The organism is Tistrella arctica (assembly GCF_039630945.1).
Lineage (GTDB): Bacteria > Pseudomonadota > Alphaproteobacteria > Tistrellales > Tistrellaceae > Tistrella > Tistrella bauzanensis.
Map to the genome: position 1 here is coordinate 515348 of NZ_JBBKTV010000005.1, position 17199 is coordinate 532546.

Genomic DNA, 17199 nt, shown 5'->3' on the forward strand with positions numbered 1-17199 from the left:
GCCGGTATCAGACCACCCGTCCGATCCAGGCCGCCAGAACCGCCATCACCTCGTCGCGGTTGGTCTCGTTCAGCGTCTCGTGACGGGCGCCGCCAAACACATGGCTGGACACGTCGGTCAGGCCGGCCTGACGATAGCGATCGACCAGCGGCCCGAACCAGGCGAGGTTGTTGTTCACCGGATCGCGGCTGCCGGTGAACAGCAGCAGCGGCATGTCTTTGCGCAGACCCGCGCCGGCCGCCGGATCGGCGAGCGGGCCGCAGACCGTGAAGATCGATCCGAACGACGCGTCGGTGACGGTGAAGCCGCAGAGCGGATCGGCGATATAGGCATCGACCTCGGCCGGGTCGCGGCTCAACCAGTCAAAGGGCGTGCGCACATCCGGCAGACCGTCATTCAGGTCTTCCAGCCGGAAACTGCCGGCCATGGCGGCGCTGCCCAGCATCTCGACCGCCGTGGTGCCCGACAGCGCCACGCCATCGGCCAGATCGCCATGGTCCACCAGATAGGACTGGGCCGCGAACGAGCCCATGCTGTGGCCGACCAGCACCAGCTTCAGGCCCGGATGCAGCGCCCGCAGATGCCGGCTGACCACCGCCAGATCGTCGACCAGGGCCGCGAAGCCGCGCGGCCCGAAATCGCCCAACGTGCCGGCCGCCGCCGCCGCGGGCCCATGGCCGCGATGTTCCGAGGCATAGACGACATGCCCCTCCGCCACCAGATGCGCCGCCAGCCGGGCATAGCGTCCGGCATGCTCGCCCATGCCATGGGCGATCTGGACGATGCCGCGGGGCGCACGGGTGTCGTCGTGCCAGCGCCGGATCAGAATGTCATGGCCATCATCGGCGGCCAGGGTGATTGTGGTCTGCGACAGGGGCATCGGGGTCTCTCCATGCGGGTGGGGCCTTGAGCATCAACCATTCTACCCCGTCATGGCCATGGCGGTCGTTGATCTGCCCGACATGGACGGCCTTGACAGGCATGACCATCCGGCACCACTTTGATATCAGGTGACTGATTCTTGAGAAGAGAGTGTCGGCGATGAACGCCCAACCGGCGGTCGCACATCGACATCATGGCGCGAGATCCGTCGGCATCATGCTGGCCGACGCCGTCGGCGATATGCTGGCGCGAGGCCGCCGCGCGCGCCCTGGCAGCACCAATCTGTGCAAGGCCTGGTATAATCAGGACTGCATTCTGGCGTTCGATTTTCCGCGCCGTCGCGGCTGACGCATTCACGTCTTCACCTCTTTGACGACCGCCCCCGGCCAAAGCGCCAGGGGACCGCGCGCCGGGCGATCTGCCGGCGCCAACAGGATTTTCATGACATGACCCGTATTCCCGAACCGTTCCGCATCAAGATGGTGGAGCGCATCCGCCAGACCACGCGCGAAGACCGGATCGCCGCCCTTGAGGCTGCCGGCCACAACCTGTTTCTGCTGCGTGCCGAGGATGTCTATATCGACCTTTTGACCGATAGCGGCACCGGTGCCATGAGCGACGCCCAATGGGCGGCGATGATGACCGGCGACGAGGCCTATGCCGGCAGCCGCAGCTTCTATCGCCTGCAGGACGCTGTCGCCGATCTGTTCGGCTATCCCCATGTCGTGCCCACCCATCAGGGGCGCGGGGCCGAGCAGATCCTGTTTCCGGTGCTGGTGGCGCGGGTCCGCGATCGTGCCGGCCGGCCGCCGGCGGGTGCCGCCGGGATCAGGCCGGTTTTCCTGTCGAACCATCATTTCGACACCACCGCCGCCCATGTCGAGATCGCCGGCGGCCGCGCGGTCGATGTGCTGACGCCGGATGCCTATGACACCGCCCGGCCGCATGACTGGAAGGGCAATTTCGATCTTGCCCGGCTTGCCGCCGAGATCGAGGCGGCGGGCCCCGGCAATGTCGCCGGCCTGATCATCACCATCACCTGCAACAGTGCCGGTGGCCAGCCCGTGGCGATGGACAACATCCGCGCCGCCGCGGCGCTGGCCCGCGCCCACGACATTCCGGTGGTGATCGACAGCGCCCGCTTCGCCGAAAACGCCTGGTTCATCAAGCAGCGCGACCCGGCCTGGCGCGATCGGTCGATCCGGGAGATCGTGGCCGCGATCTATGCCGAGGGCGACGTGCTGACCATGTCGGCCAAGAAGGATCCAATGGTCAATATGGGCGGGCTGTGCGCCGTGCGCCGCGACCTGGACATCTTTCAGGCCGTGCAGGCCCTGTGCGTGCCGATGGAAGGCTTCATCACTTATGGCGGCATGTCGGGCCGCGACATGGATGCCCTGGCGGTGGGACTGTACGAGGCGATCGACGAGGCGTTCCTGGATTATCGCATCGCCCAGGTCGCCCATCTGGGCGCGCGACTGCTGACCGGCGGTGTGCCGATCCAGGCGCCCACCGGCGGCCATGCGGTGTTCGTGGACGCAACGCGCCTGCTGCCGCACATCCCCGCCGACCGCTTCCCGGCCCAGGCGCTGGCCAATGCGCTCTATGTCGAGGCGGGCGTGCGCGGGGTTGAAATCGGCTCACTGCTGCTGGGTCGCGACCCGGCAACCGGCATGCAGAAGCCGTCGCGGCTGGAACTGCTGCGCCTGACCATCCCGCGCCGGGTGTATACCAACGACCATATGGACTATGTGGCCGACGCCCTGATCCGGGTGAAGGCCCGCGCCGACAGCCTGACCGGGCTGGTCTTCGTTCATGAGCCACGGGTGCTGCGCCATTTCACCGCCCGGCTGCGCCCCGATCAGGCGGAGCCGCTGCGTCGATCGGCCTGACCCGTCGATCGGCCTGACCCGTCGATCGGGCTGACCCGTCGATCGGGCTGACCTGTCCTGCCTGCTGTTTCCTTCTTGGGCTGCGCCGCCGCTGGTTTACGCTGGCGGCGGGCGCCATATCGGCCTGACCACGAGGGCCGCAGAAGAAAGCAGCCAGAATGAAACACCCGCAGACGCGCCCCAATGCGGGCGACATGGCCCGTAAATTCCTCGGCAAGACCGCCGATATGCTCGACCAGCAGGAACGCCGGGTTCTGGAGGGCATCGTCGAGCGCCAGCCGATGAGCCGCGACGTTGCCGACATCGCCGACGAACAGACCGGCTTCTGGGGCCGGCTGGCCGATCGGGTGGCGGCGGTCGGCGGCTCGTGGGGCTTCATCTTCGGCTTCATGCTGGTGCTGTTCGGCTGGATGCTGCTCAACAGCGGCCTGTTCGACCACTGGCGGGCGACCTTCGACCCCTATCCGTTCATTTTCCTGAATCTGGTGCTGTCAACGCTGGCCGCGATCCAGGCGCCGATCATCATGATGAGCCAGAACCGGCAATCGGCGAAGGACCGCATCGCCGCCGCCCATGATTACGAGGTCAATCTGAAGGCCGAGCTTGAGATCATGCGCCTGCACGAAAAGATCGACGCCCTGCGCATCGAACATCTTGAGGCCCTCACCCGCCAGCAGGCCCAGATCCTCGACCTGTTGCAGCGCCGCCTCGACAGCGGGGATCCGGCCTCCACGGGTCCGGCCACCGGCTGACCGTCCCAGATATCACAAGCCATCGCTTGACATATCTTGGCGCCGGCCAGACACTGGTTTTTGTTATTAAGAATGAGTCGCATTCTTAATCGATGCGACCAGCAAGGACCGGATCCCATGCCTTTCGAATTGCCCTCCCTGCCCTACAGCACCACAGCGCTTGCCGCCCGTGGGATGAGCCAGGAAACCCTGGAACTGCATCACGGCAAGCATCATCAGGCCTATATCACCGCGCTGAACGGCTTCGTCGCCAAGGATGCCGGCCTTCAGGGCAAGGCGCTGGAAGAGATCATCCTTCTGGCCCGGGACCGGGCCGACATGGCGCCGGTGTTCAACAATGCCGGCCAGCACTGGAACCACATCATCTTCTGGCAGAGCCTGTCGCCCGCAGGCGGTGTGATCCCCGATCGTCTGGGCGCGCGGCTGGTCGAGGATTTCGGCAGCATCGACGGGTTCAAAGAGACCTTCAAACAGGCGGCGGTCAGCCAGTTCGGCTCGGGCTGGGCCTGGCTGGTGCTGAAGCCCGATGGCCGCCTGGGCGTGTCGAAGAGCCCGAATGCCGCCAACCCGCTCAGCGCCGAAGATGGCCGGGTGCTGCTGGGGCTGGATGTCTGGGAACACAGCTATTATCTCGACTTCCGCAACCGGCGGCCGGACTACGTCACCAACTTCCTCGACACCCTGGCCAATTACGATTTCGCCGAGGCTGAACTGAACGCGGCCTGACCGGCCCTGGGGCTGACGTGAACACGGCCTGAGCGACCGTGGGCGGCGCCGTCAGCACAGCTCGTACACGCCGATCAATTCGGCCGTGCCCGGCACATGCGGACGCGCCGCCACCCGGATCTCATCAAGCGTCGCCTGTTCGGCAATGTCCAGCCGGTCCACATCCAGCGCCAGCAGCCGGATGTGCCTTGACCTGCGGCCAGGTCGCGCTGATCGGGCCCGCCCCCTTCCGGAACAGCGGAGCGCGACGCGAATTGATCGCCAGACGCGATATCCGCCAGGAGATCCGCCATGGCCACGCCGCATATGACCGCGCGCCCCGCACACATGCACGGCGTGCTGCCGCACCGAACGCCGTTGCCGCCGCCGACCCGGGCGGTCGTCGACCATCTGGACCACCCGGACCCCGATGCGGCTGGCAGAGACCCGGGCGGTGACGCCGCTGCCGGCAGAGCCGCCGACCGGCATGCCCGACACCTATCCCTTCGGGCTTTGAACTGCGTCAGGCCATGCCATGCCGCCGGCCGCCACGGAGGTGGCGCCGGTTGCCGGGCCGGGCCGCCAGCATTGCCAGGGCCAGGACACACACGCCCGCGACCGCAATCCCACCGGCAGCCGGCGACGGACGGCCCCGCCGGCTGCGGAAACCGCCATCGATGCCGCCCGGATCGTCTGGCGGATTGAACAGATTGCCATCGGTGACCGGTGCCGGATCGGCCCTGCGGAAATAGCGCTCCATCACCCGGGCCGCCATCCGCGCACCGGTGTCGCGGCCAAGCAGGTGGCCCAGGCGCAGCAGATGCACCTCCGGCCCCACGATCACCTGCGGCCGTGGCCGGCGTGCCAGGCCGACGATCGCCGCCGCCACCCGTCGCGGGTCATGGACCGGCGGCATCGGCTTGATCCGGCGGCCGGTGTAATTGGCGCCATGGCGCAGGCCCGGCGTGTCGACGAACGAGGGGTAGACGTCGCAGATATGGATGTCGGGCTGATCGGCCAGTTCCGCGCGCAGCGACTCCGAAAAGCCCTTCAGCCCGAATTTACTGGCGCTATAGGCGGCCGCGAAGGGCGATGCGGCAAAGCCGCCCAGCGAGATCATGTTGATGAACACGCCTCGCCCCTGTTTCAGAAACACCGGCACCGCCGCATGGGCATCGTTCATATGGCCGATCAGATTGGCGCGGATGATCTGTTCATGCGCCGCGGCGGGGGTTTCGTGAAACCGGCCGACGGCGCCGACACCGACATTGCTCACCCAGACATCGATCCGCCCGCCGAAGGCCAGGGCCCGCGACGCCAGATGCCGCACGGCGGCGGCGTCGGTCACATCGGTCGGCACCACCTCGGTCGCGGCGCCCAGGACCCGGCAATGGCCGGCCACCGCCTCCAGCGCCGCACCGTCACGTGCCGCCAGAACCAGTTGTGCGCCGTCACGCGCAAAGGCCTCCGCCGTCGCCCGGCCGATGCCGCTGGATGCGCCGGTGATGACCACCACCGCGCCGTCGCGCTGTCCTCTGCGGGTCATGGGGGACCGCCTCCTTGATCCGTGGGGGGAGAACCACCGGCCGGCGCCAGTCAGGGGGCCGGCCGGCCCTGTCTGCGGACAAGCCCGGTGGCGGCCGGAAAGTTCCGGCTGCCGGATCGCGTCAGGCCACGCCGCCATGGGCCGTCAGGCCGCCCCGCCACAGTCGGATGCCGTCACCGCGGCAGGGTTTCATAGACATTGAGCGTCGCCAGCGTGCCGCCATCGACCGGGATGTCGATGCCGGTGATGGCGGCGGCGGCATCCGATGCAAGGAACGCCACCGCGGCCGCCACTTCGTCGATCTCGACCAGCCGGCGCATGGGCACGCGTTCAAAGCGGTGGAGCATGTAGTCGAGCTGGTCAGGGGTCAGGAAATCCTCGATCATCCGGGTCCGCACCCAGCCGGGGCTGACGCTGTTGACCCGGATGCCGAACGGCGCCAGCGCGGTCGCCGCATCGCGGGTCAGGCCGACGACGCCGGCCTTCGATGCCACATACGAGGCCTGCGGGCCGTCATAGCCCTGGGCATCGATCGAGGCGATGTTGACGATCGACCCGCCGCCATGATCCTTCATCCGCCGCGCCGCGCGCTGGGTCATCAGGAAGCAGCCGGTCAGATTGGTGTCGATCACCCGCCGCCAGCTCTCGATCGTGATGTCCAGAAACGCCGCGTCCTCGACGATGCCGGCATTGTTGACCAGGATGTCGAGCCGGCCGAAGGCGTCATGGGCCGCGTCGACCATGGCATCGGCCGCGGCCGGCTCGGAAACGCTGCCGGCCACGCCGACCGCCATGCCACCGGCGGCGGCGATCCCGGCCACCAGATCGTCCAGTTCGGCCGCCGTGCGGCTGGTCAGCACCAGCCGCGCGCCCAGCATCGCCAGATGCGTGGCGATACCCCGGCCGATGCCGCGCCCGGCACCGGTGACCAGCGCGACCTTTCCCGCCAGCGGGGTCATTGCGTGCCCTCCCCGGCAACGGCGGCGCGACGGCGCGATGACAGCCGGGCGCGCAGGGCCGCGACCGCTTCCTCGACCTCGTATCCGCCCATGAAGCCATCGGGGCGGAAGCACATCACCACCACGATCACCACGCCCAGCATCAGCCCCGACAGGCCCAGCATTTCGGGGAAGGCGATGCCGAGCACGGTGATGCCGCCCTCGACGATCCGGATCAGTTCCAGCAGCACGGTCAGCAGCGCCACGCCGACCATGGCGCCGGTCACCGAGCGCATGCCGCCGACGATCGCCATCGCCAGGGTCAGGAAGGCGGTGTGGAAATAGAAGGCGCGCGCATTGATCGTGCCGGCGTAAAGCGCGTACAGCGCGCCGGCGCAGCCGACCACGGCCGAGCCCAGCACCCAGGCCACCAGCCGCAGCCGCCGGACATCCACCCCCATCGCTTCCGCCGCCACCGGATCGGTGGCGCTGGCGCGCAACTGGACGCCCGCGCGCGATCCCTTGAACAACCGCGCGATCACCAGCACCACGGCGGTCGCCAGAATGATCCCGCCCAGCCCCACCACCTTCGGAATGCCGAAAAAGGCCTGCGCGCCGCGGAACAGATCGGTCCAGGTCACCAGCACCCCCTGCACGATGACCAGGATGGAGATGGTGAGAATGGTGGCGGCGATGCCCGCCAGCCGCACCAGCACCAGGCCGGTGATCAGTCCGATCAGGGTGGTGATGGCGATCGACAGGATGAAGGCATAGATCGCCGCCAGTTCCACGCCGGCCAGACCGAAGGGCGCGTTCGGGATCAGGGTCGCCTTGATCATCACCGGCGTTGCGAACACCGCGGTGAAATAGGCGCCCAGGGCCATGAAGCCGGCATGGCCGATATTCACCACATTGGCATTGCCCATGAAGATCTGCAGCCCGACGACGGCGATCAGGTTGATATAGGCGGCGGCGGCCAGCCGGATGATGAACGGGCTGCCGAAGGCCAGGATGGCGAGCCCGATCGCCGAGGCGATGATCACCAGCCAGGCCGCGCCCTTCAGATTGCCGGCCAGCCGTTCATCGAGCCCGAGCCCGGCGGTGCGCTGGCGGATGCCATAGACGATGGTGTTCATGCGGTCTTGTCTCCAAGCTCGACACGGCGCCCCAGAATGCCTTGCGGCCGGAACACCAGAATGGCCCCCACGATCAGGAAGACCGAGGCATCACGCAGCCCCGCCAGCTTGTCGGGCAGGATGACGATCAGCATCACCTCGACGAAGCCCAGAAGCAGCCCACCGACCACGGCGCCGGGCAAGCTGCCGAAGCCGCCGAGCACGCACGCGACAAAGGCCTTCAGCACCGGCAGAAGCCCCATGAACGGGTCGATCGCGCCCCGCCGGGCGATGAAGAAGATCGCGGCGATGCTGGCGAGCAGGCCCGATATCGCGAAGGCCGCGGCGATCACCCGGTTGGCGCGCATGCCCATCAGCCGCACGGTGGTGAAGTCCAGCGCCGCGGCGCGCATGGCGAGGCCGATCCGGGTGGCGCGCAGAAACCAGACCAGGGCGCCGATCGCCACCGCCGTGACCCCCACCTCCAGCATCTGAAGAGCGGTGACGGTGAAACCCGCCAGATCGACCGGCGTGTTCAGCACCGACAGCGCCGGCACCGCCTTGGGGCGTGGCGACACCATCAGCAGAAACAGGTTCTGCAACACGATGCCGACGCCGAAGGCGGTCAGCAGCCCGGTGGTGGGTGGTGCATCGCGCACCGACCGGAAAGCCACGCGTTCCAGCACCAACGCCACCAGAACCACGGTCACCACGCCGAACACCACCAGCAGCCAGGGGTTGGTCATGCCCATCGCGGCCATGGCGAACATGGCATAGCCGGCAACGCCGATGAACTCGCCATGGGCGAAATTGACCAGCCCCATCACGCTGAACACGATCGCCAGCCCCAACGCCAGCAAGGCATACTGGGCGCCGATGCTGAAACCGTTCAGCGCCTGTTCGATCAGATAATCCATCAGCTTGTCCCTCTGCCGTCAGGCGGCCGCATCGCCGATATAGGCCTGCATCAGCGCGCCGCTGTTCTGCAACGGCGCCGCCGGGCCGCCATAGCGCATCTCGCCGGTGCTGAGCACATAGGCGCGATCGGCGAAGCGCAGCACGTCATGGGCGTTCTGTTCCACCAGCAGGATGGTCAGGTCGCGGTCGCGCAGGTCGCGGATCAGGCGGAAGATCTGGCCCACGATGCGCGGTGCCAGGCCCAGCGACGGTTCGTCGAGCATCAGCAGGGATGGCCGGCTCATCAGCGCGCGGGCAATCGCCAGCATCTGCTGTTCGCCGCCAGACAGGCTGCCGCCGGTCTGCCCGCGACGCTCCGCCAGGATCGGAAACAGCGTGAAGCACATCTCCATATCCGCCTGAACGGCAGCACCCCGGCGGCGGGTCGCGGCGCCCAGTTCCAGGTTTTCAAGCACGGTCAGATTGGCGAACACCCGCCGGCCTTCGGGCGTCAGCGTGATGCCCCGGCGGACGCGGCTTTCGGTATCCAGCCGGCGCAGATCCTCGCCCTTGAACCGGATGCGGCCACCGGCCAGCGGCCGCAGGCCCATGGCCGCCTGCAGCAGCGAGGTCTTGCCGGCGCCGTTCGGCCCCAGCAGGGCGACGATCTCGCCGGCCGCAACCGTCAGCGACACATGGCGCACCGCGCTGACCGGACCATAGCTGATCGAAACGTCCTCGATCTCAAGCATGGCGGTCACTTCTTGAAATGCGGCACGTCCGCCGGGATCGTCGACGCGATCAGGATCGGCTTGCCATCCTTGAACCCCATCACCGGCACCTCCTTGATCGGATAATGCCAGGGGTTGTCGTAAGACACGCTGGGGGCGGTGACGATCTCGAACGGGCCCTTGGTATAGATCGCCTCAAGCATCGCCTTCGGCTCGGTCGATCCCGCGGCCCTGGCCGCCCCCACCATCAGCTTGATCACATCGCCGCCCAGGCCGAAAAAGGCGCCGTTGATCTCATAGCCACGTTTGGCGCAGTCGGCCTGGAAGCTCGCGAGCGCGCCGCCCTCGGTCGGAAAGCCGTGGGCCGCGAAGAACACCGTGCCGTCGACATTGGCGGCGCCACCGGCAACGCTGGCCAGCGTCACATCGTCGAAGCCGTCCGATCCCAGAACCATGGTCGACATGCCGGCGGCGCGAAGCTGGCGGATCAGCACGCCGACATCCGGGTTGATCGACGAGATGTGGATCGCATCGGGGGCCGGGTCCATCGCCTTCAGTTTCGAGATGAAGGGCGACCAGTCGGTGATGCCGAAGCCCGGATATTCGATCGAGCCCAGCACCTTGCCGCCCTGGCGCTCGAACACCTCGCCGAACCAGCCGGGCAATGCACGCGTCCAGGTGCCGACCACATCCGACACGAACAGCACCACGCTGCGCGCGCCCTGATCATAGGCAACCTTGGCGGTCGCCGCGGCGTTGTGCGGATCGGGCACCGCCACGGTGACGAAGTTGTCGAGCCCGGCCGCGAACATCTCGACCTGGGTGTTCATGGCCGAAAAGGTGATGGCGCCATATTCGGCGGCAAGCTGGCCGATCGGGATCAGCGAGTCCGAAGCCGGCGTGCCGGATACCGCGATCACCTCGTCATCCAGCATCTGCTGCGCCAGGGCGATGGCCAGTTGCGGCTCGCTCTTGCTGTCCTTCACCAGCAGCTCGATCTGGTACTCGCCCGCCTCGTTCACCAGTTCGGCCATGCAGCGCAGGCCATGGGCGGCGGTATAGGGCGCCCAGTCGCCGGAAATCGACTCAGGCGCCCCGATCTTCAAGGTCTCCGCCGCCATGGCCGGCGCTGCCACCATCTGCATCGCCGGCACTGCCAGCCCCAGGCAGATGGCATGCCATGTCCTGCGCGTGTCAGTGGTCATCGTCCCATGTCCCCCGTCTCGATCTTGTGTTGATTGTTCTTCTGCCCGGCCATTCCCGGTGTCGTTTTCTTTCCGGTGCCGTATTTCCCGGTGTCGTTTTCCCGGTGTCGTCTTATTCCGTCGCATGCGGCGCGGGTCAGGCCTCCGCCTCGTCGCCGCCGCCGATATAGACCTCGATCACCCGCGGATCGCTCAGCACCTCTTCGGGCCCACCAACGGTCAGGATCTCGCCCATATGCAGCACCGCCACCCGCTCGCAGACCCGGCGGATGAAGCGCAGGTCATGCTCGATCACCAGCACGCCGCAGCCGAAATCGTTGCGGATCTGCCGGATCAGCTCCACCAGATGCTCGGATTCGACGTCATTCATGCCGGCGGCCGGTTCGTCCAGCAGCAGATAACCGGGGGCGAGCGCCAGGGCGCGGGCGATCTCCAGCCGGCGCTGCAGGCCATAGGGCAAGGTGGTGGCCATCCGCTCGGCCAAGCCGCGCAGGCCCATCCGACCCAGCAGGTCATCGACATCATGCAGGGCGCGGCCAGCGGCGCGATGGCGCAGGGCGGTGGTGTGCGCCACCTCGACATTCTGGCGGACGGTCAGATGCGCGAACAGGCGGATGTTCTGGAATGTGCGTCCAACGCCCGCTCGTGCGCATTGCGGCGCCGACAGGCCGGTCATCGGCTGGCCGTCCAGGGTCACTGTGCCGCTGTCGGGGCTGAGCGTGCCGGTGATCAGGTTGATCAGCGTGCTCTTGCCGGCGCCGTTCGGGCCGATCAGGCCCAGAATTTCGCGCGCCATGCAGCGCAGCGTCACCCCGCGCACGGCATAGACCCCGCCGAACCGCTTGGAGAGGCCATGGATGTCGAGGCATCTGGCCGGCTCCGGTTCCGGCTGTGTCATCAGATCGATATCTGCTGCCAGGGCGGTCATCCGGAAGGCCTCCTTGTCCATGGGCGGTGTCGCCGGCTGGGGCGATCCCGGCGCGCTTGTCCGACAGGAAGCCTGCGGCCGGGGCCACCTGCCCCGCAATCCACCTTCCGGTGGAAGCCACACCAGGTCAAAGCCGCCCGGCCACCCTCAAGCCGCGATCAGGGCAATTGCATGGCCGCCAGAAAGGCGATGATCGCCGCGCGGTTGTCGACGCCCAGTTTGTTCAGGATATTGATGACATAGGTTTTGACCGTGGCGACGCCTATGCCCATAATTTGAGCTATGGTCATATTAGATGCACCATTTCTGAGCAGATCGACGACTTCGATCTCCCGCGGCGTCAGTCCGAAACGGCTGGACAACAGCATCTCCTGGCGTGCCTTCCGCACCCGAGGATGCATCTTCAGATTGAATTCCAGATAGTCGTGCATGGCATTGAAATTGAACAGCCGCGTGCTCAACCCGGCGGCTTCCGGACCGGTCAGCACCGCCAGCAGGGCAAAGGGAAGACCGTCATGCCGGAAGATGAAATTGACCTCGTCCTGCATGCCATAGCGGTTCAGGAATGCCATGTGCAGGCGGTTTTCCTCGTCGCTGCGCCGCACACGTTCCTGCTCAAGGAACAGAATGTCCCGCGCGAAACCGGTCACCTCATAGACATTCAGCGGGTCGTGGACATAACAGCCGCTGAAATAGTCGTCCATCATGCCGGCGCTGGCGCCGGCGATCTGATAGTCCGCCACCCTGGCCTCAGGGCCGATCCAGCAGAAGATGCTGGCATGGGCGTCGAGCGTGGATGCGGCAAAGCGCATCGTCTGGTCGATCATCGCGGTGGAGAGGTGTTCTTCGGCCATCTGCATGGGAAAACTCCTTCCATAGAGGACATGGCAGCACGCAGGCCAGGGCGCCGCCCGACGCGCGCAGCCCACCGGATGCTCTCCGCAATCCTCCCCGACGACCGTTGTTCTTCTTGAATTACGACAAAATAAAGCAATCCCCATGCCAGATAAGGGGAGCACCGTGCCAATGAATGCCGGTCACATCCCAAGTCACCAAAACAAAACCCTCCGACCCAGGGCCGGAGGGCATCAATAAACTCACAGTCGTGCGCCGTGACGCGGGATCGCCCCGGCCCGTCGACTGGTGCCCGCGTCGCGATCGGTGCCCCGTCGCGATCGGCTGGTCAGCTCAGGCTGCTGCCCTCCTCCAGCGCCATTTCAAATTCCGGCAGGGTCATGCCGCCATCGATCGACAAGGCATGACCGGTGATATAGGCGGCCTCGTCACTGGCCAGGAACAGCGCGCCGGCGGCGATCTCGTCGACCGTGCCAAAGCGTTTCGCCGGCACCGCCGCCGTGATCCGGGCCAGAAAGCTTTCAGGAAGCCCGGCCAGCCCCTCGGTCATGATCGCGCCGGGTATGATCGCGTTGACGGTGATGCCGAAGGGGGCAAGCTCGATGGCGGCTGTGCGCATGAACCCCAATTGCCCGGCCTTGGACGCGCCGTAATGCGCCCAGCCGGGATAACCGGTGATCGGCCCGGTGGTCGACGAGGTGATGACGATCCGCCCGCGCCCCGCCGGGCGCGCCGCCTGCCGCTTCATCACGCGCGCCGCCGCCTGCACCGACAGGAAGGTGCTGCGCAGATTGGTGGCGATGACATGATCGAAATCGACCGGGGTCATCTCCTCGATCGTTGCCGCCGGGTAGATGCCGGCATTGGCGCACAACACGTCCAGCCCGCCATGGCGCGCAACCGCCGCCGCGACCATGGCGGCGGTGCCCTCCGGCGTCGAGACGTCGGCGGCGAAGCCTGAGGCCACACCGCCGGCCGCCGCGATGTCGGCGGCTGCGGCATCGGCATCCGCCTGACGGCGCGAGACGACCAGCACCCGCGCGCCGGCGGCACCGAAGCCGCGGGCGATGCCGCGGCCGATGCCCTTGCTGCCGCCGGTGACGATCACGCTGCGGCCGTTCAACGATGGATGCATCGACAGGGGTCTCCGGCAACAGGAGGGGCAGCAACGGGATGAGCGGCGCCGGATCAGGCGTCGACGGCGATGGCGGTGATTTCAAGCAACTGGTCGGGATGCACGAAGGCGCGCACCTCGACCGTGGTCGAGGATGGCCGGTGCTCGCCCACCCACGGCCCCAGGATTTCCGGCATCACCGCCATGAAGCCGGTGATGTCGGTGGTATAGAAGGTCCAGGTCGCGAGCTTCGTCCGGTCGAGGCCGTCAGCGGCCAGGCAGGCATCGATGACGCCCAGCACATAGTGAAGCTGCGCCGCCATGTCGCCAGTGCCGACCAGTTCAAGCGTGTCGAGCGTGCCCTTCAGCGGCGCCACCCCCGCGTAATAGACCGTGTCGCCAGCACGGACCGACTGGCGGAAGGCGAAGGCATCGAAGACGTCGGCGCCCAGATAGTCGACCGGCGGATTGGTTCTGGTGATCGTCATGATCCGTCCCCGGCTCAGGCTGCGGTGCTGTCGGCATATAGCTTCTGCGCGTCCATCGCCTCGCCGGCCTTCCTGGCGATGATGTCGGTGTTCAGAACCTTGCGCTCGGCGGGCGGATGCAGAACCGTCATCGGATCTTCGAAATCGCCGACATAGCCCATGGCGAAGCAGCCCATCTGATAGCCCATCACCTTCAGCAGGTCTTCGGGCAGGGTGCGGGCCACCTCCAGCGGCGTGGTCAGATACTGGTTTTCCTCCTGGCGCACCCAGCCCACCGCATAGGTGATGTTGATCGCCTGACGGACCTTGTCCGACCGGTTCTCGCCGGCGCCGTGATAGACCTTGCCGGTATAGAACAGCGCCGAACCGCGGGTCATCTCGGCGGCGATCGACTCCTCGATCGTGTAATGCTTGTCGGGCAGCAGATGGCTGCCCGGCACCACCCGGGTCGCCCCCATCTCCTCGGTGTAATCGGTCAGCGCCCACAGGATGTTGCACTGCACCTCGTAATCCTGCGGGAAGGGGAAGAAATCCCAGGCCACCTGATCGCGGTGGATCGGCTGCGCCTTCGATCCGGGGAACACGCTGATGATCTGGGTCAGATGCAGTTGGAAGGTGGTCGCCTTCTCAAGCAGCCGACCGGCGGCGCCAAGAGCTGTCGGGTTCATGATCAGCTCGCGCGCGGCAGGCGAGCGGGCGATCATCGCGCCGGTGCGCTTGGTGTGCTTGCCCACGAAACCGTCATCGCCATACAGCGTGTCCTGAACATAGGGCGCCATCTCGGCATCGATCCGGTCCATCAGGTCGGCGGGAACCAGATTGTCCACGATCGCATAACCATGGTCGCGCAGCGCGGCGTTGATCTCGTCCGGGGTCGCCGTGGCCGGCAGGTGAACCACTTCCATCGTCTCGTCCTCGCATCTGGGGCCAGAGGTGATGACGGAAGGGTCGGGGATTGGCGGTGGGGCGACAATCCACCTTCAGGTGGAAGCGAAGACCGGCCACCTTCAGGTGGAAGCGGCCGCGCGGCCGGGTGCGGCGATCGGCCTCGCCGGCCCGGCTTGGCCCCCGGCCGCGCGCCTGCCAGAATGCAGGCCACCTTTCAGATCACCCGGAAAGACCCATCATGCCGGTCCTGTCGCGCCCCACCCGCCGTGAATTCCTGCTCGGCACCGCCGCCGGGCTCGCGGTCACCGCCGGGGTCGGCCTCAGCGGCCGACGGGTGATGGCGGCGGATACCACCCTCACCGTCTCAGGGCTCGACCATGCCATTCTGCCCGGCACCGTCACCCCCGACATGATGAGCTTCGCGGCCGACGGCCCGCCGCCGGTGCTGCGCCTGCGCCGGGGCCAGCCATTCACGGTCGACGTGGTCAACCAGTTGAACGAGGCCACGGTGGTGCACTGGCATGGCCTGCGCATCGCCAATGCCATGGACGGCGTGCCCTATCTGACCCAGCCGCCGATCGAGCCCCGCCAGCGCTTCCGCTACACGCTCACCGCGCCCGATGCCGGCAGCTTCTGGTATCACCCGCATTGCAACACGCTGGAACAGATGGGCCGCGGCCTGACCGGCCTGCTGGTGGTCGAGGACGACGAGAACCCGGGCTTCGATCAGGATCTGCCGCTCAACATCCGGGATTTCCGTCTGGGGGAGGATGGCCGGTTCATCAGCTTCTATCGGCCCCGCGCCGCCGCGCGGGGCGGCACACTCGGCACGGTTTCCACCGTCAACTGGGCGGTGGAGCCGGTCTATGACCTGCCGGCGGGCAGTCTGGTGCGGCTGAGGCTGGCGGTCACCGACATGACCCGGGTCGGGATCTATGATCTGGCCGGCGGCGCGGCGCAGGTGATCGCGCTCGATTCAAACCCGCTCCCCGCGCCCATCACAGCCGAAGGCATCATCCTGGCCCCCGGCCAGCGCGCCGACATCGCGCTGCGCATGCCCGATGCCGAGGGCGAGACCGTCACCCTGAACCTGCGGCTGCCGCAGGGGCCGAAGCCGCTCGCACGCCTGCGCGCCACCGGCGCCAGCGCCCGGCGCGCGCTTGCCGAACTGGCGCCACTCACGCCCAACCCGATCGCCGAGCCCGATCTGGCCAATGCCGAGATCCTCGATTTCGTCTTCGGCTGGTCGCCCGGCGGCAAGCCGCCGGTGGCCGGGATCTGCGGCACGCTGGGCTATACCTTCTGGTCGATCAACCGGATTGCCTGGGATGGCGACAGCCCCGACCCGGTGGCGCCGCTCGCGGTGCTGAAGCCGGGCCGGTCCTATGTGCTGCGCCTGCGCAACGAAACCCCCAACGACCACCCGATCCATCTGCACGGCCTGACCTTCCGTCTGCTCCGCTCGAACAAGCGCCCGATCCCGCCGCTGCTGACCGACACCGCCCTGCTGCAATCGGGCGAGACCATGGAGGTCGCCCTGGTCGCCGACAATCCCGGCGACTGGGCGTTCCATTGCCATGTGATCGAACACCAGAAGACCGGCCTGACCGGGTATATCCGGGTTGAGGCGTGATAGGAGAAGCGGCGCCTGAGACCGACCGGCCCCGGAGAGGCAGATATCGGGACGCTACCGATCGGGCGCCTCTAAAGATGGCCTCGGTTTCCAACCGGCTGATCCGATCCACGGCCTGACAACAAGAATGAGAGGTGGTGACTATGGAGCACAGCTTCTTCGATATGGATGAGCAACATGCGGCCTGTCTGCAGTATGCGATCCGTTTGAGCGGCTGGCCGCCTTTTTTTACGCGAAACGCATGGTAAATTGTAAACTACATATTTTGTGAAATGGGGAGATTTTTAGACAGCGGCCTTACAGGTGCAGGGATATATACATTAGCTTATTGACTGAAAGTAAGTGGACGTTGGTGCGACTTGCTAGTGCCACGCACCCTCTAGTGTAGCTAGCGTTCGTCACCACAGCAGCATGTGAAGCACGATAAAAGCTCTTGGCTGCATGCACCTGCTGAACAGCGGAATTGCCGACCGGCGAGCTATGATATTTGCACTGCAAGACGAGAGTAATGTGATGTGACGGTATTTACCTGACAGTTGTCGCCACACCCGATCCCGGCATGCCGGGATCGGGTGTGGCCATGCCGCCCTCGGAAGTGGGTTAGGATGAAGTCGCCAAACTTTGTCCAAC

19 protein-coding genes are annotated in these 17199 nt (G+C 66.5%); 5 read left to right on the plus strand and 14 right to left on the minus strand.

Annotation, left to right across the window (positions count from 1 at the left end; translation table 11 throughout):
- Nucleotides 1-7: 7 nt before the first annotated feature.
- Nucleotides 8-880, minus strand: a complete 873-nt coding sequence (locus tag WG924_RS13920; protein ID WP_345933633.1) for an alpha/beta fold hydrolase — start codon at nucleotides 878-880, stop codon at nucleotides 8-10.
- A gap of 218 nt (nucleotides 881-1098) precedes the next feature.
- Here WG924_RS13920 and WG924_RS13925 point away from each other — a divergent pair, with 218 nt between their 5' ends.
- The 4 genes from WG924_RS13925 to WG924_RS13940 all read left to right on the plus strand — a co-directional run bounded on the left by WG924_RS13925 (nucleotide 1099) and on the right by WG924_RS13940 (nucleotide 4252).
- Nucleotides 1099-1230, plus strand: a complete 132-nt coding sequence (locus tag WG924_RS13925; RefSeq protein WP_345933634.1) for a hypothetical protein — start codon at nucleotides 1099-1101, stop codon at nucleotides 1228-1230.
- Nucleotides 1231-1328: 98 nt separating this feature from the next.
- Nucleotides 1329-2774 (plus strand): tryptophanase, encoded by a 1446-nt coding sequence (locus tag WG924_RS13930; protein ID WP_345933635.1) that lies wholly within the window; start codon nucleotides 1329-1331, stop codon nucleotides 2772-2774.
- 158 nt (nucleotides 2775-2932) lie between these two features.
- The gene (locus WG924_RS13935) at nucleotides 2933-3526 is read left to right on the plus strand and encodes a DUF1003 domain-containing protein (protein ID WP_345933636.1); all 594 of its coding nucleotides are present in this window, start codon (nucleotides 2933-2935) and stop codon (nucleotides 3524-3526) included.
- Nucleotides 3527-3643: 117 nt separating this feature from the next.
- Nucleotides 3644-4252, plus strand: a complete 609-nt coding sequence (locus WG924_RS13940) for a superoxide dismutase (RefSeq protein WP_345933637.1) — start codon at nucleotides 3644-3646, stop codon at nucleotides 4250-4252.
- Between the two features lie 51 nt (nucleotides 4253-4303).
- On the opposite strand, the gene WG924_RS13945 is transcribed toward WG924_RS13940, so the two are convergent.
- The 12 genes from WG924_RS13945 to WG924_RS14000 all read right to left on the minus strand — a co-directional run bounded on the left by WG924_RS13945 (nucleotide 4304) and on the right by WG924_RS14000 (nucleotide 14953).
- Nucleotides 4304-4720 carry a YbhB/YbcL family Raf kinase inhibitor-like protein gene (locus tag WG924_RS13945; RefSeq protein ID WP_345933638.1) on the minus strand — a complete coding sequence of 139 codons (417 nt, stop codon included), beginning with the start codon at nucleotides 4718-4720 and terminating at the stop codon, nucleotides 4304-4306.
- Between the two features lie 34 nt (nucleotides 4721-4754).
- A complete protein-coding gene (locus tag WG924_RS13950) occupies nucleotides 4755-5777 on the minus strand; it encodes an SDR family oxidoreductase (RefSeq protein ID WP_345933639.1) in 1023 nt (340 codons plus the stop codon).
- A 173-nt stretch (nucleotides 5778-5950) separates the two neighbouring features.
- The gene (locus tag WG924_RS13955; protein ID WP_345933640.1) at nucleotides 5951-6736 is read right to left on the minus strand and encodes an SDR family NAD(P)-dependent oxidoreductase; all 786 of its coding nucleotides are present in this window, start codon (nucleotides 6734-6736) and stop codon (nucleotides 5951-5953) included.
- Nucleotides 6733-7851, minus strand: a complete 1119-nt coding sequence (locus tag WG924_RS13960) for a branched-chain amino acid ABC transporter permease (protein ID WP_345933641.1) — start codon at nucleotides 7849-7851, stop codon at nucleotides 6733-6735. Before WG924_RS13960 ends, WG924_RS13955 begins: the two co-directional genes overlap by 4 nt.
- Nucleotides 7848-8747, minus strand: a complete 900-nt coding sequence (locus WG924_RS13965; RefSeq protein ID WP_345933642.1) for a branched-chain amino acid ABC transporter permease — start codon at nucleotides 8745-8747, stop codon at nucleotides 7848-7850. The genes WG924_RS13960 and WG924_RS13965 overlap by 4 nt, the downstream gene beginning before the upstream one ends.
- Nucleotides 8748-8765: 18 nt before the next feature.
- Nucleotides 8766-9479 carry an ABC transporter ATP-binding protein gene (locus tag WG924_RS13970; protein WP_345933643.1) on the minus strand — a complete coding sequence of 238 codons (714 nt, stop codon included), beginning with the start codon at nucleotides 9477-9479 and terminating at the stop codon, nucleotides 8766-8768.
- A gap of 5 nt (nucleotides 9480-9484) precedes the next feature.
- Nucleotides 9485-10663, minus strand: a complete 1179-nt coding sequence (locus WG924_RS13975) for an ABC transporter substrate-binding protein (RefSeq protein WP_345933644.1) — start codon at nucleotides 10661-10663, stop codon at nucleotides 9485-9487.
- 136 nt (nucleotides 10664-10799) lie between these two features.
- On the minus strand, nucleotides 10800-11591 hold the full coding sequence (locus tag WG924_RS13980; protein ID WP_345933645.1) for an ABC transporter ATP-binding protein: 792 nt from the start codon (nucleotides 11589-11591) through the stop codon (nucleotides 10800-10802).
- A gap of 158 nt (nucleotides 11592-11749) precedes the next feature.
- Nucleotides 11750-12451, minus strand: coding sequence for a helix-turn-helix transcriptional regulator (locus WG924_RS13985; protein ID WP_345933646.1), 702 nt, complete (start codon nucleotides 12449-12451; stop codon nucleotides 11750-11752).
- A 323-nt stretch (nucleotides 12452-12774) separates the two neighbouring features.
- Nucleotides 12775-13581 carry a 3-oxoacyl-ACP reductase FabG gene (gene fabG, locus WG924_RS13990; protein WP_345933647.1) on the minus strand — a complete coding sequence of 269 codons (807 nt, stop codon included), beginning with the start codon at nucleotides 13579-13581 and terminating at the stop codon, nucleotides 12775-12777.
- A 53-nt stretch (nucleotides 13582-13634) separates the two neighbouring features.
- Nucleotides 13635-14048 (minus strand): RidA family protein, encoded by a 414-nt coding sequence (locus WG924_RS13995; RefSeq protein WP_345933648.1) that lies wholly within the window; start codon nucleotides 14046-14048, stop codon nucleotides 13635-13637.
- A 14-nt stretch (nucleotides 14049-14062) separates the two neighbouring features.
- A complete protein-coding gene (locus tag WG924_RS14000; protein WP_345933649.1) occupies nucleotides 14063-14953 on the minus strand; it encodes a phytanoyl-CoA dioxygenase family protein in 891 nt (296 codons plus the stop codon).
- Nucleotides 14954-15174: 221 nt separating this feature from the next.
- On the opposite strand from WG924_RS14000, the gene WG924_RS14005 reads away from it, so the two are divergent.
- Nucleotides 15175-16569: a multicopper oxidase family protein gene (locus tag WG924_RS14005; RefSeq protein ID WP_345933650.1), complete on the plus strand. Its 1395-nt coding sequence runs from the start codon at nucleotides 15175-15177 to the stop codon at nucleotides 16567-16569.
- A gap of 297 nt (nucleotides 16570-16866) precedes the next feature.
- On the opposite strand, the gene WG924_RS14010 is transcribed toward WG924_RS14005, so the two are convergent.
- Complete coding sequence (locus WG924_RS14010) at nucleotides 16867-17067, minus strand: restriction endonuclease (protein WP_345933651.1); 201 nt, start codon at nucleotides 17065-17067, stop codon at nucleotides 16867-16869.
- Nucleotides 17068-17199 lie beyond the last annotated feature (132 nt).